21 protein-coding genes and 1 pseudogene are annotated in these 20,637 nt (G+C 36.2%); 7 read left to right on the forward strand and 15 right to left on the reverse strand.

Translation table 11 applies throughout. The features are described 5' to 3' along the window. The first annotated feature begins 62 nt into the window (after nucleotides 1–62). Complete coding sequence (locus ACG94X_RS04360; protein ID WP_419382512.1) at nucleotides 63–1,307, forward strand: D-amino acid dehydrogenase; 1,245 nt, start codon at nucleotides 63–65, stop codon at nucleotides 1,305–1,307. A 121-nt stretch (nucleotides 1,308–1,428) separates the two neighbouring features. On the opposite strand, the gene nfsB is transcribed toward ACG94X_RS04360, so the two are convergent. From nfsB to ACG94X_RS04375, 3 genes are all read right to left on the reverse strand, one after another. Next, a complete protein-coding gene (gene nfsB / locus ACG94X_RS04365; protein WP_419382513.1) occupies nucleotides 1,429–2,082 on the reverse strand; it encodes an oxygen-insensitive NAD(P)H nitroreductase in 654 nt (217 codons plus the stop codon). Nucleotides 2,083–2,187: 105 nt separating this feature from the next. Beyond that, nucleotides 2,188–2,907, reverse strand: coding sequence for a UDP-2,3-diacylglucosamine diphosphatase (locus ACG94X_RS04370; RefSeq protein WP_419382514.1), 720 nt, complete (start codon nucleotides 2,905–2,907; stop codon nucleotides 2,188–2,190). 71 nt (nucleotides 2,908–2,978) lie between these two features. Then, nucleotides 2,979–3,488 carry a peptidylprolyl isomerase gene (locus tag ACG94X_RS04375; protein WP_419382515.1) on the reverse strand — a complete coding sequence of 170 codons (510 nt, stop codon included), beginning with the start codon at nucleotides 3,486–3,488 and terminating at the stop codon, nucleotides 2,979–2,981. A gap of 167 nt (nucleotides 3,489–3,655) precedes the next feature. On the opposite strand from ACG94X_RS04375, the gene ACG94X_RS04380 reads away from it, so the two are divergent. Next, nucleotides 3,656–5,377 carry a glutamine--tRNA ligase/YqeY domain fusion protein gene (locus tag ACG94X_RS04380; RefSeq protein WP_419382516.1) on the forward strand — a complete coding sequence of 574 codons (1,722 nt, stop codon included), beginning with the start codon at nucleotides 3,656–3,658 and terminating at the stop codon, nucleotides 5,375–5,377. Between the two features lie 242 nt (nucleotides 5,378–5,619). Here the strand turns inward: ACG94X_RS04380 and ACG94X_RS04385 are convergent, their stop codons facing one another. Beyond that, nucleotides 5,620–6,156: a lecithin retinol acyltransferase family protein gene (locus tag ACG94X_RS04385; protein WP_419382517.1), complete on the reverse strand. Its 537-nt coding sequence runs from the start codon at nucleotides 6,154–6,156 to the stop codon at nucleotides 5,620–5,622. Nucleotides 6,157–6,347: 191 nt separating this feature from the next. Between ACG94X_RS04385 and ACG94X_RS04390 the strand changes: the two genes are divergently transcribed. Beyond that, nucleotides 6,348–7,106 carry a phosphodiester glycosidase family protein gene (locus ACG94X_RS04390; protein WP_419382580.1) on the forward strand — a complete coding sequence of 253 codons (759 nt, stop codon included), beginning with the start codon at nucleotides 6,348–6,350 and terminating at the stop codon, nucleotides 7,104–7,106. A gap of 154 nt (nucleotides 7,107–7,260) precedes the next feature. Here the strand turns inward: ACG94X_RS04390 and ACG94X_RS04395 are convergent, their stop codons facing one another. The 6 genes from ACG94X_RS04395 to ACG94X_RS04420 all read right to left on the reverse strand — a co-directional run bounded on the left by ACG94X_RS04395 (nucleotide 7,261) and on the right by ACG94X_RS04420 (nucleotide 12,483). After that, the gene (locus tag ACG94X_RS04395; protein ID WP_419382518.1) at nucleotides 7,261–7,509 is read right to left on the reverse strand and encodes a hypothetical protein; all 249 of its coding nucleotides are present in this window, start codon (nucleotides 7,507–7,509) and stop codon (nucleotides 7,261–7,263) included. 205 nt (nucleotides 7,510–7,714) lie between these two features. Next, the gene (locus tag ACG94X_RS04400) at nucleotides 7,715–8,956 is read right to left on the reverse strand and encodes an OmpP1/FadL family transporter (protein WP_419382519.1); all 1,242 of its coding nucleotides are present in this window, start codon (nucleotides 8,954–8,956) and stop codon (nucleotides 7,715–7,717) included. Between the two features lie 359 nt (nucleotides 8,957–9,315). Further along, entirely contained in the window at nucleotides 9,316–9,543 is a 228-nt protein-coding gene (locus tag ACG94X_RS04405) for a hypothetical protein (protein ID WP_419382520.1), read from the reverse strand. A 259-nt stretch (nucleotides 9,544–9,802) separates the two neighbouring features. Beyond that, nucleotides 9,803–10,885: a tRNA (uridine(54)-C5)-methyltransferase TrmA gene (gene trmA / locus ACG94X_RS04410; protein ID WP_419382521.1), complete on the reverse strand. Its 1,083-nt coding sequence runs from the start codon at nucleotides 10,883–10,885 to the stop codon at nucleotides 9,803–9,805. A 169-nt stretch (nucleotides 10,886–11,054) separates the two neighbouring features. Then, nucleotides 11,055–11,954 carry a LysR family transcriptional regulator gene (locus tag ACG94X_RS04415; protein WP_419382522.1) on the reverse strand — a complete coding sequence of 300 codons (900 nt, stop codon included), beginning with the start codon at nucleotides 11,952–11,954 and terminating at the stop codon, nucleotides 11,055–11,057. 100 nt (nucleotides 11,955–12,054) lie between these two features. Beyond that, on the reverse strand, nucleotides 12,055–12,483 hold the full coding sequence (locus tag ACG94X_RS04420; RefSeq protein ID WP_419382523.1) for a guanosine-3',5'-bis(diphosphate) 3'-pyrophosphohydrolase: 429 nt from the start codon (nucleotides 12,481–12,483) through the stop codon (nucleotides 12,055–12,057). A 128-nt stretch (nucleotides 12,484–12,611) separates the two neighbouring features. On the opposite strand from ACG94X_RS04420, the gene ACG94X_RS04425 reads away from it, so the two are divergent. After that, complete coding sequence (locus ACG94X_RS04425; protein WP_419382524.1) at nucleotides 12,612–12,962, forward strand: hypothetical protein; 351 nt, start codon at nucleotides 12,612–12,614, stop codon at nucleotides 12,960–12,962. 309 nt (nucleotides 12,963–13,271) lie between these two features. Here ACG94X_RS04425 and argF read toward each other — a convergent pair whose 3' ends face one another. Both argF and ACG94X_RS04435 read right to left on the reverse strand, forming a co-directional pair. After that, a complete protein-coding gene (argF, locus tag ACG94X_RS04430) occupies nucleotides 13,272–14,192 on the reverse strand; it encodes an ornithine carbamoyltransferase (RefSeq protein WP_419382525.1) in 921 nt (306 codons plus the stop codon). A 125-nt stretch (nucleotides 14,193–14,317) separates the two neighbouring features. After that, nucleotides 14,318–14,971: a TetR/AcrR family transcriptional regulator gene (locus ACG94X_RS04435; RefSeq protein WP_419382526.1), complete on the reverse strand. Its 654-nt coding sequence runs from the start codon at nucleotides 14,969–14,971 to the stop codon at nucleotides 14,318–14,320. Between the two features lie 246 nt (nucleotides 14,972–15,217). Here ACG94X_RS04435 and prpB point away from each other — a divergent pair, with 246 nt between their 5' ends. Together prpB and prpC are read left to right on the forward strand one after the other, a co-directional pair. Beyond that, a complete protein-coding gene (prpB, locus tag ACG94X_RS04440; RefSeq protein ID WP_419382527.1) occupies nucleotides 15,218–16,102 on the forward strand; it encodes a methylisocitrate lyase in 885 nt (294 codons plus the stop codon). Nucleotides 16,103–16,105: 3 nt separating this feature from the next. Continuing rightward, nucleotides 16,106–17,242, forward strand: a complete 1,137-nt coding sequence (gene prpC / locus ACG94X_RS04445) for a bifunctional 2-methylcitrate synthase/citrate synthase (protein ID WP_419382528.1) — start codon at nucleotides 16,106–16,108, stop codon at nucleotides 17,240–17,242. 95 nt (nucleotides 17,243–17,337) lie between these two features. On the opposite strand, the gene ACG94X_RS04450 is transcribed toward prpC, so the two are convergent. The 3 genes and pseudogenes from ACG94X_RS04450 to ACG94X_RS04460 all read right to left on the reverse strand — a co-directional run bounded on the left by ACG94X_RS04450 (nucleotide 17,338) and on the right by ACG94X_RS04460 (nucleotide 20,118). Next, nucleotides 17,338–17,973: a hypothetical protein gene (locus ACG94X_RS04450; protein ID WP_419382529.1), complete on the reverse strand. Its 636-nt coding sequence runs from the start codon at nucleotides 17,971–17,973 to the stop codon at nucleotides 17,338–17,340. A gap of 169 nt (nucleotides 17,974–18,142) precedes the next feature. Continuing rightward, a pseudogene (locus ACG94X_RS04455) lies at nucleotides 18,143–18,316 on the reverse strand (IS5/IS1182 family transposase); the annotation flags it as partial. A 131-nt stretch (nucleotides 18,317–18,447) separates the two neighbouring features. Continuing rightward, nucleotides 18,448–20,118, reverse strand: a complete 1,671-nt coding sequence (locus tag ACG94X_RS04460) for an FMN-binding glutamate synthase family protein (protein ID WP_419382530.1) — start codon at nucleotides 20,116–20,118, stop codon at nucleotides 18,448–18,450. A gap of 220 nt (nucleotides 20,119–20,338) precedes the next feature. On the opposite strand from ACG94X_RS04460, the gene ACG94X_RS04465 reads away from it, so the two are divergent. Next, nucleotides 20,339–20,557 carry a hypothetical protein gene (locus ACG94X_RS04465; RefSeq protein WP_419382531.1) on the forward strand — a complete coding sequence of 73 codons (219 nt, stop codon included), beginning with the start codon at nucleotides 20,339–20,341 and terminating at the stop codon, nucleotides 20,555–20,557. Nucleotides 20,558–20,637: the final 80 nt, after the last annotated feature.

Genomic DNA, 20,637 nt, shown 5'->3' on the forward strand with positions numbered 1-20,637 from the left:
CCAATGACAGATGGGGCATGCATTGAAAATGTAAAAAAATTACATTTCAACGGAGTGTGCTTATGTGTCATATCGTAGTTATTGGGTCGGGTATTACAGGTGTAACCTCAGCTTATGAGCTATCTCAATTGGGTTATCACGTCACTGTTATCGATAAACATTTATTCCCTGCAATGGAAACTTCTTTTGCCAATGGTGGACAATTATCTGCTTGTAATGCAGAAGTTTGGAATCAAAAATCGACCGTATTAAAGGGCATTAAATGGATGGCAAAAAAAGATGCACCATTATTGCTCAATCCTGCTTTCGATTTACATAAATATGCATGGCTGGTCGAATTTCTAGGCAATATTAAACATTATCAAGCCAATACTAAAGATACAGTGAAGATGGCACTGCTTGCACGTCAAAGATTATTTTCTATTGCCGAGCAAGAAGGTATTGATTTTGATTTAGAAAAACGTGGAATTTTGCATTTTTATCATTCTGAATATGATTATCAAGTAGCGACTGGAGTGAATGATTTACTGTGTAGCGGTGGTTTAATTCGCCACGCAGTAACACCAGAAGAAATAAAAAAAATCGAGCCAAGTTTAACAGGTGATTATTATGGAGGATTTTATTGTCCAGATGATGCAACGGGTGATATTCATAAATTCACTACTGGTTTAGCCAAAGTCACTGAAAAATATGGTGTGAAATACTTATTTGGAATGGAGGTGGTGAATGTTGAGCACACCTCGAATGGCGTTAGTATTCAGTATCATCCAAGCATAGACAATACTCACGGTGAGAGTATAGCAATCGAAACATTACAAGCCGATGCTGTACTTGTCTGTGGTGGTGTTGGAAGTTATCAACTCGCAAATCAATTGGGAGATCGTGTAAATGTTTATCCTGTAAAAGGATATTCTATTACAGTTCAACTGAATGATGAGAAAAGTGTGCAAGGCGCACCGTGGGTAAGTTTACTTGATGAAAGTGCAAAAATTGTTACTTCACGATTAGGTGCAGATCGTTTACGAATTGCTGGTACAGCTGAATTTAATGGCTATAACCGTGATATTCGTTCTGACCGTATTGAACCATTAATTGGCTGGGTCAATAAGAATTTTGATATTTCGACAGAGCATTGTGTACCGTGGGCGGGTCTTCGCCCAATGATGCCAAATATGATGCCAGTAGTGAAACGTGGCAAACGTGAACGGGTATTCTACAATACAGGGCATGGGCATTTAGGATGGACACTTTCCGCTGCAACAGCGGTAATGATCAGCCAAGAAATTGCGAGTTCACATCCGATATAAATGGATTACATCATTTAAACAGCTCAGAATTGATAACAATCAAAACTATTCAGAGATAGAGGAGCTTGCGCTCCTCAAGTTAAATTTTAAATAGTCTAGAAAAATTTTTAAATAGGGCTTTTTATAGCGTAGTAAAAATTTCTTCTTTATTTAAGCGTGATTTCGGAAGTTTTGCATTGAAGTCTGAATCACTACGATAACCCAAAGTTAATAGAACTGAAGGAATCAATCCTTTTTCGGCGAGGCCCAGTTCATCGCTGATGATTGATTCATCAAAACCACCAATCGGTGTTGCATCTATACCTTCAATTCCTGCCGCAAGTAGAGTTTGCCCCAAAGCAATAAACGTTTGATTCTCCACCCAACGTTGAATATCACCTTTTTCATTGCGGTAAAAATCGACATAACCTGTACGAGCATCTTTTTGCCCTTGCTTGGCATTTCCATCTTTAAAACGACCGCTCAAATCATCTTGATTCAATAGGTTAGCTAAGTGGTCTTCGGTAATGTCAGCTTTCGTACAAAACAAAATAGTATGTGAAGAATCAAGCACTTTAGGTGCATTGTAAGCATATTTCCCAACCAATGCTTTTGCGATTTTTTCTTTTGCATCTGTATGATCTGCAATAAAATAATGCCAAGGTTGGATGTTAATAGAAGATGGCGTTAAACGAATAACTTCAAGTAACCGCTCAAATTGTTCTGTGGAAATTTTCTTTGTAGCATCGTAAGCTTTCGTTGTATAACGAGATTTTGATACGTTTAATAAATCCATGAGTGAATCTCATATATCGTAAATTTTCGATATTATAGACTGAATTTATATTATTTAAATCCACAGAAACGTAAATAAACATGAAAAGTAATTTATATTTACAAGTTATTCGATCATCCATTGAATGGATTGCCATTCACCATCATCATTCACAGCTAAAATGATTGCTTCAGAAGTACGTTCACGCCAATCACCCAAAACGATGCGTGTTTTATTAAATTCATTGTGAATTTCAGGACGATGGGTATGTCCATGAATAAGCACATCAACATCAGACAAAGCTTTTTCTACAGCTTGAGCATTCACATCCATAATGTCGTAGGATTTATTTTGCTGAGACTCACGGCTTTTTTTACGAAAACCATTTGCTAATTTTTGTCTAAAACTTAAAGGCATACTTTTTAGAATGCCCAATAAAATCGGATTACGAATAATTTTCTTAAAGCGTTGATAAGACACATCATCCGTACATAGTGCATCGCCATGTTCAATTCTAAATTTTTTATTGGCAATGTTTAATGTAAATTCATCGGGTAGAAGCTTACCATTGAATTGATTGAGGAATTTTTGACCCAAAGCAAAATCACGATTACCGACCAGAAAGAAAACTTGGTTGCCTGCATTGGTAAATTGTTTTAATGCGTTCACGATCTCATCTAACCAAGGGGCGGAGTAATCATCTCCAATCCATGCATTAAACCAATCACCTAAAATATACAGTTGGGTATTTTCATTTTTATATTGTTGTAATAAATCTAAAAACCCCCGAACGAGTCGAGGGTGATCCGGTGACAAATGTAAATCGGCGATAAACAGATGGGTCACTTTGTTTCCTATTCTAATAATCCCTCCTAACCTCCCTTTGAGAAAGAGAGGAGGTTAGGGAGGATTTAAAATTATTCAGAAATAATTTTAGCAGATTCAATCACAACATTTTCTAAAGGAACATCAGCGTGGTGGCCACGGTTACCAGTACGAACGCCTTTAATCGCTTCAACGATGTCTAAGCCTTCAGTTACTTTACCGAATACTGCATAACCCCAACCCTGTGCTGTTTTACCAGTGTGGTTAAGGAAAGAGTTATTTTTTACGTTAATGAAGAACTGAGCTGAAGCAGAGTGAGGTGCTTGAGTACGTGCCATAGCAACTGTACCTTCTTCATTGCTTAAGCCGTTATCCGCTTCATTTTCAATAGAATCACGAGTTGATTTTTCTTTGAAGTTTTCGTCCATGCCACCACCTTGGATCATGAAGCCTTCAATCACACGGTGAAAGATAACGCCATCATAAAAACCGTCACGAACATATTCTAGAAAGTTAGCAACAGTTTTTGGCGCTTTTTCAGAGTTAAGTTCAAGAACAATACGTCCTTTATTGGTGTTTAATTCGACTTGAGGAAAACTCATTCTATAATCTCCTGATCATGACTGAAAAAAGCCATGGGTTTTTGGTTGAGAGAAGCATAAGCAAACTGTAAACTACATAGCAAGCGAAAACGTTATTTTCTTTGTTAATAGTTTCAGAAAAGCGTTTTAATTATCCTATTGTATCTTTTAAAAGTGATTTATCAACTATGAAGCCAAATGATGTTGTTTCAGAACTGCCCAAGAACCCGACAACCAGTACTAATTCTGTCGATGCTGCGCAGCAAGAACAACAGGCGGGCTTGGACTTTATCCGTCAAGTGATTACCGATGATCTTTCGGAAGGTCGTGTAAAGTCAGTTGTGACTCGTTTTCCACCTGAGCCAAATGGTTATTTACACATTGGTCATGTTAAAGCGATCTGCTTAAACTTTGGTATTGCAAATGAATACAATGGTTTATGTAATTTACGTTTTGATGACACAAACCCAGATGCCGAAGAGCAGGAATATGTCGATGGTATTACCAGCGATGTGAAATGGTTGGGTTTTGAATGGAATGGCGAGCCGCGTTATGCATCAAGCTATTTTGACCAACTTCATGCTTGGGCGATCCAGTTGATTGAGCAAGGTGATGCTTACGTCGATTTGCAAAGCCCAGAAGAAATTCGTTTGAATCGTGGTAATTTTGTCGATCTTGGTAAAAATTCACCTTATCGTGATGCATCAGTTGAAGAAAACTTAGCACGTTTTGCACAAATGAATAATGGTGAGTTAGGCGAAGGTAAAGCGGTATTACGTGCCAAAATTGATATGGCATCGCCAAATGTACACATGCGTGACCCTATTTTGTATCGTGTTCTACATTCTGAACATCATCAAACGGGTGATAAATGGAAAATGTACCCAATGTATGACTATGCTCATCCATTATCAGATGCGATTGAAGGTATTACCCATTCATTATGTACATTGGAATTCCAAGATCACCGTCCGTTTTATGATTGGGTTGTGGCAAAAGTTAAATCGCCATCTGTACCGCATCAGTACGAATCAAGTCGTTTAAATATTGACTACACCATTACCTCTAAACGTAAATTACGTAAATTGGTTGAAGGTAATCATGTCAATGGTTGGAATGACCCACGGATGCCAACAGTTGTCGGTATGCGCCGTCGTGGTTTTACTCCAGAAGGTTTACGTGATTTCTGTAAACGTGTTGGTGTGTCTAAAACTGACGGTATTGTGGATGTTGCAATGCTTGAGTTCTGTATCCGTCAATCGCTTGAAAATACTGCTGCGCGTGGAATGACTGTGTTGAACCCACTTAAAGTGACTTTGACTAATCTTCCAGAAGATATGGATTTAAGCCATGCACGCCATCCAAACGTGGATATGGGTGACCGTATTATTCCTTTAACTTCGGAAATTTACATTGATCGTAAAGATTTTGAAGAAGTACCACCGAAAGGCTTTAAACGTTTAATTCCAGAAGGCGAAGTTCGATTACGCCATGCTTACGTGATCAAATGCGATGAAGTGATTAAAGATGACAATGGTGAAGTCGTTGAGCTGAAATGTTCAATTGACCCAGAAACTTTGGGTAAAAACCCTGAAGGACGTAAGGTAAAAGGTGTTGTACATTGGGTTTCTGCAACTAAAGGTATTCCTGCAGAAGTTCGTATTTACGATCGTTTATTTACAGAAGCAGCACCAGATGCAGATGATGATTTCCTTGCGAATTTGAACCCTGACTCTTTAACAGTTCTTAAAGCGGTGATTGAGCCTGCATTAGCATTGGCGAATCCTGAAGATCGTTTCCAGTTCGAACGTGAAGGTTATTTTGTTGCAGATCAGTTTGATCATACCAGTGAAAAACCAGTGTTTAATCGTATTTTAGATTTAAAAGATAGTTTTAAACCTGCTAAGTAATTTGTTGGATTAAATGTATTAAACCCAGCTTCGGCTGGGTTTGTATTTATATGAAGTAAATCTCTCATGAAATGACCACGTCATTTGGATTTAGCGCTTTTACAAGAAAGATTACATAGGGTAAAAGCGTTGAATATATTGGGGAGATGTATCAAGCAAAAATTTTGCTTAAAATCTTAATATTATTTGGAATAAATTAATCTAAGTAATATGGTACTTGCTTTGGTATTTTTGCATAAAATTTATTTTTTTTCAGGTGGTTCTTTGAGTGTTAAATAAGTCGGTAATGTTAATTTTTTCTGTGCTTTTAGTTTCATCTTGATATAGAGCACTAAAGCAAAACAAGTCGTTGCAACTGTTAAAAATAAGCCATTCATATATGTCATAATCGAGCTGATATAGCCAATCGTGGTTAAACGATTCATCATTTTTACAACTTGTGGGCTACTTTCGATGCCCGTAATTGCCCAACTGCATAAATGTTCACAGTTATTGATAATAAGATGGTAGTTATTTTCATGCATGCGTAAGCGCATACGACGGACTGCATGACGTCCTTTGTATTTGGGCTGTTCGTAATGACGAATACTGATGATTTTGCCGTGAGCAAATTTTTCAATTGATGTGACTTCAATCGGGTGCTTTCTAAAAAAATGTGCAAATCCTGAATAGTGGATGACACGTCCTTTTCCCACATAAATACCATGATGGCTATAGCCAAAATGTTTAACGATGAGATGAGCACCTAAAGGATAATGATATAAACGTTTTTTAAGCATATTCCACTTAGTTTAAATAAAGTGTACACATGTATTTAATTGTAAACACAACGTCATTATAGCGTTGTAAAGTGAATATACTAGCGTTTAAAGTGTCAGTTCAGTAATAAAGTAATATAAAAATGTTAACTAACATTCATTATAAACCGTAGCGCATTGTAAAATGGTGAAATTTTTTGAATCTCATGAATATGAATATCAAAGCATTGTTTTTTACATTTGCTTCAAGTATTGGCTTTTGTACTTTACCGTTTCAAGTCAATGCCACCACAACTTATATTAAAATATTTAAAAATCAGCAGGTGATTGCCGATGTTATTCGTATAGATGATTTGGCAAAATTACAATTACTTTTAAATGATCAAAATGGGCAGGCATATAAGAAATTTTATAAAATTCAAAAGGCACATCCTGAATGCTCATTAAGCTTTGCGATGAATGCGGGGATGTATCATGCAGATTTTTCACCCGTTGGTTTGTATGTTGAACATTCCAAACAATTAAAAAAGATAAATTTATTAACTCAAAATTTTGGTAATTTTTTCTTACAACCGAATGGTGTTGTGGCATGGGATCATAAAAAAGCCATTATTCAAGATTCAAAAACATATGCAGAGTCCAAGTTCAAAGCAAATTTTGCAACGCAATCTGGCCCAATGCTAGTCATGAATGGGGCAATTAACTCAATTTTTAAATCGACATCATCTTCCTTAAAAATAAGAAATGGTGTTGGAATTAAAAACAACCAATTATATTTTGTGATTAGTCGTGGGAATATCAATTTTTATGATTTTGCTGATATTTTTAAAACTCAACTAAAAATAAATCAAGCGCTATATTTAGACGGATCGATTTCAAGTGCTTATATCCCACAAGCCAAAAGGCATGATCAAGTATATGATTTAGGGCCGATGTTTATGTATACTGAATCTAAAAATTGTCATATGTAAATGATTAATATTTTTGAATAATTTACATATAAAAACATTTTTTGCGGATAAAAATGAATAGTAATATCTTGCAATCAAAAAGTGATGAGCTAAAAATAGATCATCACTTTTTTTAAATCTAATCGCTTCATACATAAGGCGTTAGAATGACCGATTATTTTGAAACCATACCGATGATAGAGCTTTGAGCTTTACAGGTTTGAGCTGCTTGATCTTTTGGTAGTTTTTTAATGCCTTCTTCAAATGCTTTCTTTTGTTCTTTGAGTGCATCTTCAGGAATTCCGCTTTGTTTTGCTAAAGCTTCCATATGCATCCAAGTTTCTTCACACTCTTTTGGCATACCGCCACAAGCGGTTAATATCGTGCCTAATGCTAAAATTGGAATTAATTTTAATAGTTTCATGTCAATATCCTCATTTTGGTTTTTTAGAAATGTTTATAAATATTCATAATTTCTAGTTTATAGCATGTACAAATGACCAATCGATTGATTTAAATATAGTCAAAAAAAAGACTTCTTTCAGTTCATTTTTACACCAGAAAGAAGTCTACGCTAAAAAGTAAAATTAACCAAATTTCAAGCCACTATGTTTAATCCTAAATCTGCTTTAGAAGCGATAACCCATTTTCAAACCATAAGCAATTGCGGTATTGTTCCTATAATCACCTTGTTGTGCAACTTCTGAAGCACCTGGTACAGGAATGTAATACGTCCCATCTTGCGCAGTGGCATCACCAATCCAGAAGTATTTGATACCGCCTGCAATAAAGTAATTTGCAGCAGGGTTGTATTGAATGCCAAGCCCTAAGCCCCAACCGCCTTTGGTTGGATTGAGTACAGATGCGGGGTTGCCAGTACCAGAGTCCCAACTGACATCTGTAGAAGCGCTCCAACGATCTGTAAATTGGTGTCCTAATCCAAACGTAGCACTGTATTGATCTTTGTGATAATCATCAAGGTTAAAACCACCTGCATATGTTCCTTGACTCAGCTCAGCCGTGGCGAGCTCTGTGAGTGCGCCAAACTGAGTTGGGCGAATGGTCGTTTCTTTCCAATTGACCCAGCGTGCATTTAAAAATACGAGCGTGTCTTTATAAACGCCTGTTTGAAAATCTAAATTAACTGATTGTGGTGTAGTTATTTTTGTATCAGCAGGGGGGGTTAATATCAAGGATTCACCAAATATGGTTTCTTGAGTATCTATTTTATGCTTAATTTCAGAACGATAAGTGACAGCAGCTTTAAGTGCAATTTCAGGAATTTGGAACGCTGCGCCTGCTAACCAACCTACAGCACTGTCTTCTTTAAAATGAGCATCATAACCATTAAAAATACTCATGGAATTACCACGTAAAGAAACACTGCCTTTTACAGTTTGATAAACGCCACCACCATACAGGTTTATATGAGGATCTGGTTGAAAACCAAACAACATGCTGATGTTCTGTGTATCTACATCTACAGAAGTACCTGTTTGGGTATATTCATTATCAGAAAAAGTATTATTACTTCGTAAAGGATATTGCACACTTGCACCAAAAGGTTGGTCGTAAATCAAGCCAAAAGACATTTTTGGTGCAATTTGAAGTTTCAGTGCTGCATTATAATATTGAAATGAATTGGCCATATCTCCAGTATTCAAGTCACGACTATTTGCATCGACTAAATCTGTGCGATCGCGGATTTTACCTGAAATATCAGGAGATACAGCAGCAATATTGGCTTCGAAATAGTTCTTATCTTCAAGAAAAGCGAGTATCGATTGTCCCGATTGATCCATTGCGGCAGCATGAGTATATGTCGTTGCGAACAAGCTCATCATACTGAGTAGAAGAGGATTTATTTTCATACGATTCTTTCCTTGATCATATTTTTGTCATTCATTACACATTATTGATAAATTATGCACATGAGATCGATTGATCTTTAACGCACTTTTTTACATCAATTTAATGTAAAAAGTATCTTTGTCGATTTTAGTGAATCATTTTTGATATGTGGAATAAAAGGGCGTAGATGACCAATATGAGGGGGGATTTTCGGACTTTATGAATAAAATGGAATATATTTTTTTACGATTTTCAAATTAAAAATCGATGAGAAGATAAGGCAACGAAATTGAAAAATTAAATTCAGATTTAAAAATATGGATTCAAAATCAAAAAAGCATCCAGTGAACTGAATGCTTTTTTATATGATCATCCGTACCTATTGAATAGGCGGATGCTGTAATTGGGTTAACTCTTTTTTGCTGAAACCTCGCGATGCCAAGACTTTCTTTATACCTATAATCACATCTTCATCTGTTGCTTTGGATAATGCCGCAAGAAGTTGATCATTGGATTTACAAGAGCAGTCATTTTCAACACAAGCAATTTGATTTTTATGCTCATTTTTCTGTTGATCTGCTACAAATACCTTTTGCCAAAAACTCATAGAGCCACTAACCTAACCTAACTAAACCTAACATAGTTCGAAATATAGCCGTTTTATTTTTAAATGCAAGATGCCCACCAGTTAGTTGCAGCTAAACTGAACGGATTTTTTCGATGAATTTAAGATTCATGAATGGTGAAATCTTTTATCAGTAAAAATAATAGCTACAACTTAATGATATTTATCAATTTAAAATAAATATTGCAATATTGAGCGAAAAAAAATAAAAGTTCAATATTGCAAAGCTGTAATAAATTGTTTAAATCTTTTCAAGCAATACGCCAGATTCAATATGGTGCGTATAAGGAAATTGATCAAACATCGCAAATTTTACGATTTTATGAGTTTGAAGTAAGGTCTTTAAATTGTCATGTAGAGTATCAGGATTACATGAAATGTAAATAATGTGGTTGAAACCTTGGAGTAGCTTTAAGGTATCATCATCAATTCCTGCACGTGGAGGATCAACAAATACGCTATCAAATTGATAACTTTGAATATCAATTTCAGCTTCTTGTAGGCGACGGAATTCACGTTCGCCGTTATACGCTTGGGTAAATTCTTCTGCAGATAAACGTGCAACTTGAATATTATCAATCTGATTTTCTTGGATATTCCATTGTGCCGCATAAACCGAAGATTTTGCTAATTCGGTTGCCAGTACACGATTGAATTTTAAAGATAAAGGTAGAGTAAAATTACCATTACCACAATACAATTCTAATAAGTCTTTTTCTGAGCTTTCTGCGGCATTACACGCCCATTCCAACATTTTTTGGCAGACTTGTGCATTGGGTTGAGTAAAGCTACTTTCTATTTGTTTATATTGAAATTTACGTTCAAAAACTTGTAATTCTTCAATAACAAACTCATCACTTAATACCAGTTTTTGCCCACGACTGCGTCCTACTATTTTGATGTTGAGCTGTTCGGCAAGCTGTTTTGCTGATGTTTCCCAAGCTTCGTTTAATGGCGCGCGGTAAACCAATGTAACCAGTATTTCGCCTTTCAATGTCGCAAGAAAATGTACTTCAAATAGACGTTTTGCAAGTACTTCGTTGGATTTTAATTCCGTTAGCAGAATTGGCATTAATGTATTAATATTTTGATCTGCAATTGGAAATTCATCTATGCGTATAACTTTTTTCTGCTGATCCGCATCTCTCTCAAACATGGCATAGAACATTTCATCATCTGTATGCCAAATACGGAATTCTGCACGCATACGAAAATGTTGCTCTGGCGAAGCAAAAACTTCTAAAGATGGTGGATTGAATTCTGAAAATTGAGTTTGGATTCGTTCAATTTTGGCATCAAGCTGTTGTTGATAAGATGAAGTCATAAAAATCAGGGGAACAGTGGAATTAAGCAGTGGCGATGGTATCAAAAATACAGGGTGATGGACAAATCATTCCTGTCCATCTTGCAATATTTAGCAAATTTTAAAGCAATCTACTGGGATCCCGTACCTTGTTTCTGTACTTAGATATTATTAATGAGAAAAAAATTATTTACCGTTTACTTAAATGTTCCACTAAATAATCAATAAATACGCGCACAGCAGGCAGTAAACCGCGCCGTGATGGATAAACAGCATGGAAAATACCATGTGGTGATTTCCAGTCAGGCAGAACATGAACCAATTCACCTGATAAAATATAATCATTGGCAATGGTGTCAGGCAGTAGGGCGATACCGCAGTTTTGACTGGCTAGTTTTGCTAACATCATCAAGTCTGAACCCATTAAAACGGGATTGATTTTGACTTTTTTCTGGTGATTTTGATCATCATGCAAAACCATCTGCTGATCTAGATGGTCATCAGCCATACTTAAAATACGGTGTTCAGATAGATCTTCAGGCTTTTTAAGTATACCAAATTCGTTTAAATAAGCTTGGCTAGCAAATAGATGCTGTTCAATATTTTCAAACTTACGCAGCACCAAACTTGGGTCATCATCTAAATTTGCACGAACACGTAAAGCGAGATCAAAACCTTCATTGATGATATCTATACGGCGGTTGCTGACTAATAACTGAACTTTTATTTCTGGATAAGTCTTTAAAAAATCGGGTAATATTTTAGATAATTCATTTTGAGCTACTGAAACTGGCACACTGACTTTAATCACGCCACGTGGTTGCTCACTCAGATGATCCACCAAATCATGTGCCGATTGTGCGGCATTCATCATGACTTGAGCATGACGATAAATATTCATTCCAATATCGGTCACAGCAAAATGACGTGAACTACGCTGGATCAGTCGAACACCTAACTTTTCTTCTAAATTATATACACGGCGGCTTAATTTAGATTTTGGAATATCTGTTGCTCGCTCAGCCGCACTGAAGCCACCGTGCTCGACCACTAAACCAAAACAGTAAAAATCATCCAAATCTGTGAGCATGAATACATTCCATAATTGCAACAATAGCGCATTATTAAACTTAATTGTTGCACGAAGTCAATTCAAAATTGTGAAGTTTATTCAATGATATTTAAGAAAGTTAAATTGCTTTGGTCATAAGGATCGAATGTACTTGTTTATATTCTTCCAATCTTAATAAGTCTTTATTTGTGGGTTGGGCAATGCGTGATAAATCCATGTTATCAGCAACATCTGCAAGTTTAACCACTCTGGCAATCGGATTTTTAACCGCACGGTATGCTGCCTCAATACGTGATTCACCTTCTTTTTTGGTGAGTGCCAAAATTGCATCGATAATATCTTGGCTAAATCCGAGTGAAATGAGATCTACAATGGTTGTATCTGTATCTTCTAAAATGTCATGTAACACAGCTACAATTTGTTGATCCGAAGTTTTAACTTTAAACATAAGCCTAAGTGGATGGAAAATATAGGGTTGTTGCCCTTTATCTTTTTGACCAGAATGTTTACGTGCTGCTAAAGCAATCGCTTTTTCGATAGTTGACATATTATCCTTATCTTTCTATTTTTAAAGTATTAAGTCATTTATTCCATGAAATATTGAGCGAATTGAAAACGAGTATTTAATTTTTCTACAACTCGTTTAGAATACAATTTTATTCTGTTCCAAAGCGTATGTCATTTCAACTGATCACACTCGAAAATTCTGAAGAAAATGTTACATGCTTGCATTGTCAGCATGCCGTAATTGATTGGAGTGAAGAGCAATATATCCAACCTTGCGAACATACCTTATTTATTGCAATGGATTTGGGTTTTGAATATATTTCAGATGAATTTGAAAGTTCTATGCAAAGAAGTGTAGATGAAATTCATGCAAATGATGATCAAGGTTTAGATATTTTCAATGAATTAAGCAATTCTCGTTATTCTCAGTTTTTGATTTATAAAACCAGTTTGGGGATGGTAGGAGATCAGGAGTTTTATCGCTATATTGGGTTTACTCACGAAGCTGTTAATGCATAGAATAATAAATTAATATTTTATTCAGAATAGTTTCTTGCGATATAGATAATTATGCTGATCGAAAATGTTTAAAATTTAATTTTTCATCAAAAAAGAACACAAGCGAGTGAGTTATTCGCTTGTTTATCATTAATGAAAATAGCGTAGCTTTGGAGTGATCAGGAGTAATTTTAGTATAGGCGTTACTTGCACGTTTAATGATGCACCAATTCCAAAAAAACTTACTCCATTTTTAAGCGAGCTCAAAAAAAGGCTTTGATAAACAAAACCTTTTGGTGTTACTTTGAATAAGAGCTGATTGGAATGTAATTAATCTTTCTTTAAGTTTTCATTAATTAAAAATTCAACCAATGCTTTTTGTGCATGTAAACGGTTTTCTGCTTCATCCCAAACCACAGCATTCTTATGGTCTAGCATATTTTCAGAAATTTCTTCACCGCGATGTGCCGGTAAACAGTGCATAAATAAACAATCAGGATGTGCTAAATCCATCAATTTTTCATTAACTTGGTATGCTGCAAAAGCATCTTCTCGAATCTTTTGCTCTTCTTCTTGCCCCATGCTTGCCCAAACATCAGTCACGATGAGATCTGCATTGACTGCGGCATCTTCCGCAGAACCAACAAGCTCTACACAATGGGCAAACTCAGAAAGAAATTCTTCTTTAGGTTCATAACCTTTAGGTGTTGCAATTCTTAATTTAAAGCCCCACATATGCGCAGCTTCAATATAAGAATTACACATATTATTGCCATCGCCAATCCAAGCTACGGTTTTGCCTTGAATAGAACCACGATGTTCAACATAGGTCTGAACATCTGCCAATAATTGGCAAGGGTGATGATCATCAGTCAAAGCATTGATCACAGGGACACTCGAATACTCTGCAAAACGCTCAACAATGTCATGTCCAAAGGTACGGATCATTACAATATCCAGCATACTTGAAATAACACGTGCAGAATCCTCAATTGGCTCGCCACGCCCCAATTGTGTGTCGCGTGAAGATAGAAAAATTGCACTACCACCAAACTGAGTCATACCAGCTTCAAAAGAGACACGCGTACGTGTACTCGACTTTTCAAAAATCATTCCCATGACTTTACCGACAAAGGGCTGGAAAACTTCGTTATTGTGTTGTTTTCGCTTCAGTTCTAATGCTCGGTCAATAATCAGGTTGAGTTCAGCAGTAGATAAGTCACGTAAAGTTAGAAAGTGTCGCAGAGCCATGGTTACTCCACAAGAATCGCATGATCAAAAACAAAAGTGCATTGACCAACAATTCATTGTTGGTTAGTGGGAAATAAAGAGGAGAATCATTTAATATACTATAAGCAAGGTAAAAAGCAAAAAAATTAGACCTTTTGATGAGCATCTAAGAAGATATCTACACTATAATTTAAGTAATCGAGTATTTCTTGATCAGATTCTTTAATTTCAATCCCCATCAAAATTCGCCATTCTAAATTTCTTAAGATCCCAAAGTAGATTTGCGCTGAATATTCAGGATTATCGCACTTTAATTTACCTTGTTCTGCAGCACGCTGTAGGGCATTAGCAATTGCCATTTGAACATGCTTAGGTCCTTTTTCATGGATATATAAAGCTAATTTTTGGTCAGATTGTGCACGTTCGAAAATAAGCCGAATAAAGGCAATATTTTCTGGAATGATCATATGCTTATAAAAATGAAAAAGTGTTTGAACCAGATAAGATTTGAAATTATCTAATGTTTGATCAAATTGAGAGCAAATATTATTAAAAAATAAATCACGACGATAATCACAAATCGCAGTGAATAATCCTTCTTTATTACCAAAATATTTATAAATTGAGGCTTTAGAACCACCTGCATGATTAACAATATCATCTAAGGACACTGCATCATAACCACGCTCTAAAAATAGATCATTTGCACTAATTAACAACGCAAAACGGCGCTCATGACCACGTTTTGTTTGTGGAAAATCACAGCCTAAAGTTTCGATTTGCGATATGTCGTTGTGCATAAATATTAACAATGATTAAAAATGAGTTGGGTTGTTACGAGTATAACAAAGAAGTCAAGGAAATTCTGTTGATACATCGAAATTGTCTCGAATGAGTGAAATTTAGACGGTTAATTAAAAAAATGAATCAAAATTCATTTTTCTTTGACTAAAGTTTTAGAGTAAACTCTCTATATGTCATATCTGAAATATAAATTATGACTATACTCAAACCTCAATAAATAAGTGACCACTGTGGAAAGGAATATGACACAAGAATCGTCTGCAGGCTTAAGATTTAGACAAGCTCTAGAAGTGGAAAAACCATTACAAATTATTGGTACAGTCAATGCTTATGCAGCAATGATGGCGAAACAAGTCGGCTACAAGGCGATTTATGTTTCAGGTGCTGGTGTTGCGAACTACTCTTATGGTTTACCTGATTTAGGTATGACCAGTCTTGACAACGTATTGGAAGACGTCCGCCGTATCACAGAACGTGTAGACACACCATTATTAGTAGATATCGATACAGGATGGGGCGGTGCATTCAATATTGCCCGTACCGTTAAACAGATGATTGCCGCAGGTGCAGCAGCTGTTCATATCGAAGACCAAGTCGCGCAAAAACGTTGCGGTCATCGCCCAAACAAAGAAATCGTTTCTCAACAAGAAATGGTGGATCGTATTAAAGCAGCAGTAGATGCAAAAACCGATTCGAACTTTGTCGTTATGGCGCGTACTGATGCCTTACAAAAAGAAGGTTTGCAAGCCGTTATCGACCGTGCATGTGCATGCGTAGAAGCAGGTGCAGATGCGATTTTTGCAGAAGCGATGACTGATATTACGATGTACAAAACGGTTTGTGATGCTGTTGGTGTCCCTGTTCTTGCCAATATTACAGAGTTTGGTGATACCCCGTATTACACCACCCAAGAACTCGGTGAACAGGGCATTTCAATGGTGCTTTACCCATTGTCTGCAACCCGTGCGATGCAAAAAGCAGCACTAGAAGTATTCCGTTCAATCCGTGAAAGCGGTACACAAGTCAATGTGCTGGATATCATGCAGCAACGTAAAGAACTGTATGAAATTTTGGATTACCACACTTTTGAAAACACCTTAGATAAACTATTTACTGAAGAGAAATAAAAAATGGCTGAAGGAAAAGTACTCAGTGGCGCAGGATTGCGCGGACAAGTTGCAGGCAAAACTGCATTATCAACTGTTGGTAAGAGCGGCGCAGGCTTAACTTATTGTGGTTATGATGTGCAGGATCTTGCAGAAAACTGTCAGTTTGAAGAAGTTGCATATCTTATTTTCTTTGGTGAATTACCAACCTCAGAACAGCTTGTCGCTTATAAAGCAAAATTAAAATCTTTACGTGCAATTCCGCAAGCACTGAAAGAAGTTTTGGAGCGTATTCCTGCCGATTCACATCCAATGGATGTGATGCGTACAGGTGTTTCAATGCTCGGTAATTTAGAAACTGAAAAATCATTTGATCAACAGCAAGATGTGGCAGATCGTATTCTCGCAACTTTGCCGGCAATCATTTGTTATTGGTACCGTTTCAGCCATGACGGCGTTCGTATCGAAGAAAATACCGATGATGATTCAATTGGTGCACAATTCCTGCACTTACTTCGTGGTGAAAAACCAAATGAATTGCATGAACAAGTGATGAATGTATCGTTAATTCTTTATGCAGAGCATGAATTTAACGCATCAACATTCACAGCACGTGTATGTGCATCAACATTGTCAGATATGCATTCATGTATCACTGGTGCAATTGGTTCACTTCGTGGTCCATTACATGGTGGTGCAAATGAAGCTGCGATGGACATGATTGAAAACTGGACGTCGCCTGAAGAAGCTGAGCGTGAAATGCTGGGCAAATTGGCACGTAAAGAAAAGATTATGGGCTTCGGTCATGCAATCTATAAAGACAATGATCCGCGTAATGACATCATTAAAATTTGGTCTGAGAAATTAGCTAAAGATGTTGGCGATACAGTTCTTTACCCAGTATCTGTACGTTGTGAAGAAGTAATGTGGCGTGAGAAGAAATTATTTTGTAATGCAGACTTCTTCCATGCTTCTGCTTATCACTTTATGGATATTGCAACCAAATTGTTCACACCAATATTCGTGATGTCGCGTGTAACAGGTTGGGCTGCGCATGTGATGGAACAGCGTGCAGACAACCGTATTATCCGCCCAAGTGCAGATTATACTGGTCCGGAATTACGTAAAGTTATTCCAATTGCTGAACGTTCAGCTGCTTAATGAATGAAATTGTGAATTCTACATAGGATTCATAAGTGTAAATAAAGCCTCGAAAGGGGCTTTATTTATTTGTTTTCATAAAAGAAAAATCATTTCTATGGTAATAACAAAACAGGATCTTCAATGCTATAACCTGTTTCTATAGGGATTCCATCGTATTTTACGATGACTAAGATTTTATTGTGTTGTGGAATGGTGTAGCTCTGTGAAATACTGAGTTGCTCATCATAATGAACAGCCGTTTGTTTCTGACTTTTTAACTGAATGCTTTGTACAGTATAAACAGTGTTTCGCTGTGTATAAATGAATGATGGGTCTTCAGTCGATGGCATTTTCTTGATTGAAACTGAGTGGGGTAAAATCTTCACAGTATGTGGTGCTTTATACGGCGTTAAAGGTTTTAAGTGAGCCCCTATAGCTTTAAGTGTGTTATCAAATTTCTTTTCAGCCTGAACAAAATCATGTTGCATTAATTTTTTAGATGGATAAATAGAACTGACTGTAATTAATTTATTAGGTGTTTTACTGTTTAGTTGAAAATAATAAAGCTGAGGGAGTCTTCCACTTTCATCAACATAGTGTCTTAATAGATAGATTTTTTGATCTTTTTGATCATAACCGAGTACGGTGATTTCTTCAGGCCCACCAAGTGTGGCATAACTCTGAATTGAAAAAGAAAATAAGATAGTAATCCATATAATTTGAAAGTAGTAATTTATTTTTTTACTCATATTTTATTCGTGTATTTATTTGCTGATTTAGTGATTTTATCTAAACTTTTTCAAATTTGACACTGTACTTAATCAATATGTTGGTTTTTGTTTGATGCATAAAGATTAGGCTTAAACGGCTTTGTTGCATAAAGCCTTCAAAGATAGAGTTCTCTTAAGTATCTTAAATTTAAGAGACAACTTGGGTATGAGGTCGGCCTAACTCTGTAAATTTATTTAAGACCGCTATACGTGCATGAATTGCATTGACATGACTGTGAAAATTACGAGCACTGAGTTTATCTCCCAATAGTTTTATACAATGTATCTTGGTTTCAACCAAACTACGTCGATGATACCCAGACTACTTTTAGAGATAGGTCTGTGCAACAAAGCCATTTCTTATTGATAAAGGACGGTGAATTCTAAAATGAATAATCTACTAATACCCAATGAAAATCATTAGGCATTATATTACTTGCCTTACTTGGAATTTTAGAACTTTTCAGGCGTTGCTAAATTCCACATTCTAAAATAGAAGTTTTCATCATCTTTATTATCACAATTGAGTAACTCACCATCTTTCAACCAAAAATGTAATTGTGCATAATTTTTAATTTCACGGTCATTGATCCGCTGTGCTAAATGATGTGCTTTGATCTCGGCAGGATGTTGTAAGCCAGCAGCTGCAATCATTTCTGCAAGGGCTTTGAGCGTATTTTTCTGGAAACTAAAAACGCGTTCAGCTTTAGACGGAACATCTAAGGCTTTTTGACGTTCTTTATTTTGAGTGGCTACACCGACAGGACATTGATTTGTATGACAACTTTGGGCTTGAATACAACCAATTGCAAACATGAAGCCACGTGCAGAATTCACCCAATCTGCCCCCATTGCCATCGTACTGGCAATATCAAAAGCACTGATAATTTTTCCACTTGCGCCAATTTTTATTTTAGAGCGTATGCCAGCACCCACTAAGGTATTGTGAACAAACAATAAACCTTCACGTAAAGGCGTACCCATATGATCAATCAATTCGATAGGTGCTGCACCAGTACCGCCTTCGGAACCATCCACCACAATGAAGTCAGGATAAATTTTTGTTTCAAGCATAGCTTTGACAATACTCATGAATTGCCAAGGTTGACCAATACATAATTTAAAACCGACAGGCTTTCCTGCTGATAATTCACGTAATTGTTGGATAAAATTCAGCATTTCAATTGGTGTATGAAAAGCCGAATGTGAAGCCGGAGATACACAATCTATATCTCTAGAAATACCACGAATGTGAGCTATTTCCTCTGTAATTTTATTCTTAGGAAGAATACCGCCATGTCCTGGTTTAGCACCTTGTGATAGCTTGATTTCAACCATTTTAATTTGCGGTAAAGCCGCTTGCTGCTTAAATTTTTCAGGATCAAATTTTCCATCTAAAGTGCGACAGCCAAAGTAGCCACTGGCAATTTCCCAAACAATATCGCCACCATTTTCAAGATGATATGGGCTTAAACTGCCTTCACCAGTATCGTGGTAAAAATGTCCTAACTTCGCACCTTTATTTAAAGCTAAAATCGCATTGGCACTTAAACTACCAAAGCTCATTGCAGAAATATTCATAATCGAAGCACTATAAGGTTGTGAGCACTGCTCATTACCAATACTAATTCGGAATGTATTAAAATCTGCTGGGTTTTTCGGTGCTATTGAATGGGTGAGAAAGCGGTAATCTTCTTGATAGACATCGGTAATTGAGCCAAAAGGCTTATCTGCATTTTCATTTTTTGCCCGTTGATACACTAAGCTTCTTTGAGCACGTGAAAAGGGTAATGCATCATCATCAGATTCGATGAAATATTGACGAATTTCAGGGCGGATATCTTCAAAGAAAAAGCGGAAATGTCCCATAATTGGGTAATTTCTCAGAATTGAGTGTTTTGACTGAATAATATCGTGAAAGCCGACAAGGGTAAGTGAAATGCCTATTATCCATACGATATTTAAAACGTTATCTGAGAAAAAATAATAAATAAAATGACTTTCGTGAAAGAAGATAGTCCAAGTCAAATAAATTGCGATGAAAATACTCAAAAACCATATGGAATATCGAGAAAAAAATGTATTTAAAAATTTGTGACGAATTGATTGAGCAGGGCTTGCCATTATTTTGTGTTTCCAGCGACGTTACTTTCACTAAGTTGCCAATTTTATGCATATTTCTCAAGTAGTGAATTGTTAGGCATGAGAATGGTTCTAATTATGTAGTTCGAAGTTACACATCAGCAAACACATGATCTATATTTGAAACATTTTAATTTGCAGGTATTCTGCTATTATCGTGCGAAACAGATTCAATTCAAAAATATTTAAAATAGGAAAAACAATGGAAAGTTATATAGATAAACTTGTAAATCCGAATATCAGTTTTATGGCCACTTATATTTGTATTGTGGTTGTTATTTCCTATTTAGGTCTATTTTTCATGTACTTGAATAATCAAAAATTACAAAAAGAAAATTTACAATTGAAGCAACAATTACAGGGCTCTTCAGAAATGACACAAACGATTTCTACCAATAAAAGCATTGATCTCAATAAGTAAGTAACGTTTTGATTAAATTGCTTTCCTCAATGTTCATTCCCTTGTTATTTTTCCCTGAGTAAAGGACAAGAGAAATAAAA

Source organism: Acinetobacter psychrotolerans (assembly GCF_048552595.1).
GTDB lineage: Bacteria > Pseudomonadota > Gammaproteobacteria > Pseudomonadales > Moraxellaceae > Acinetobacter.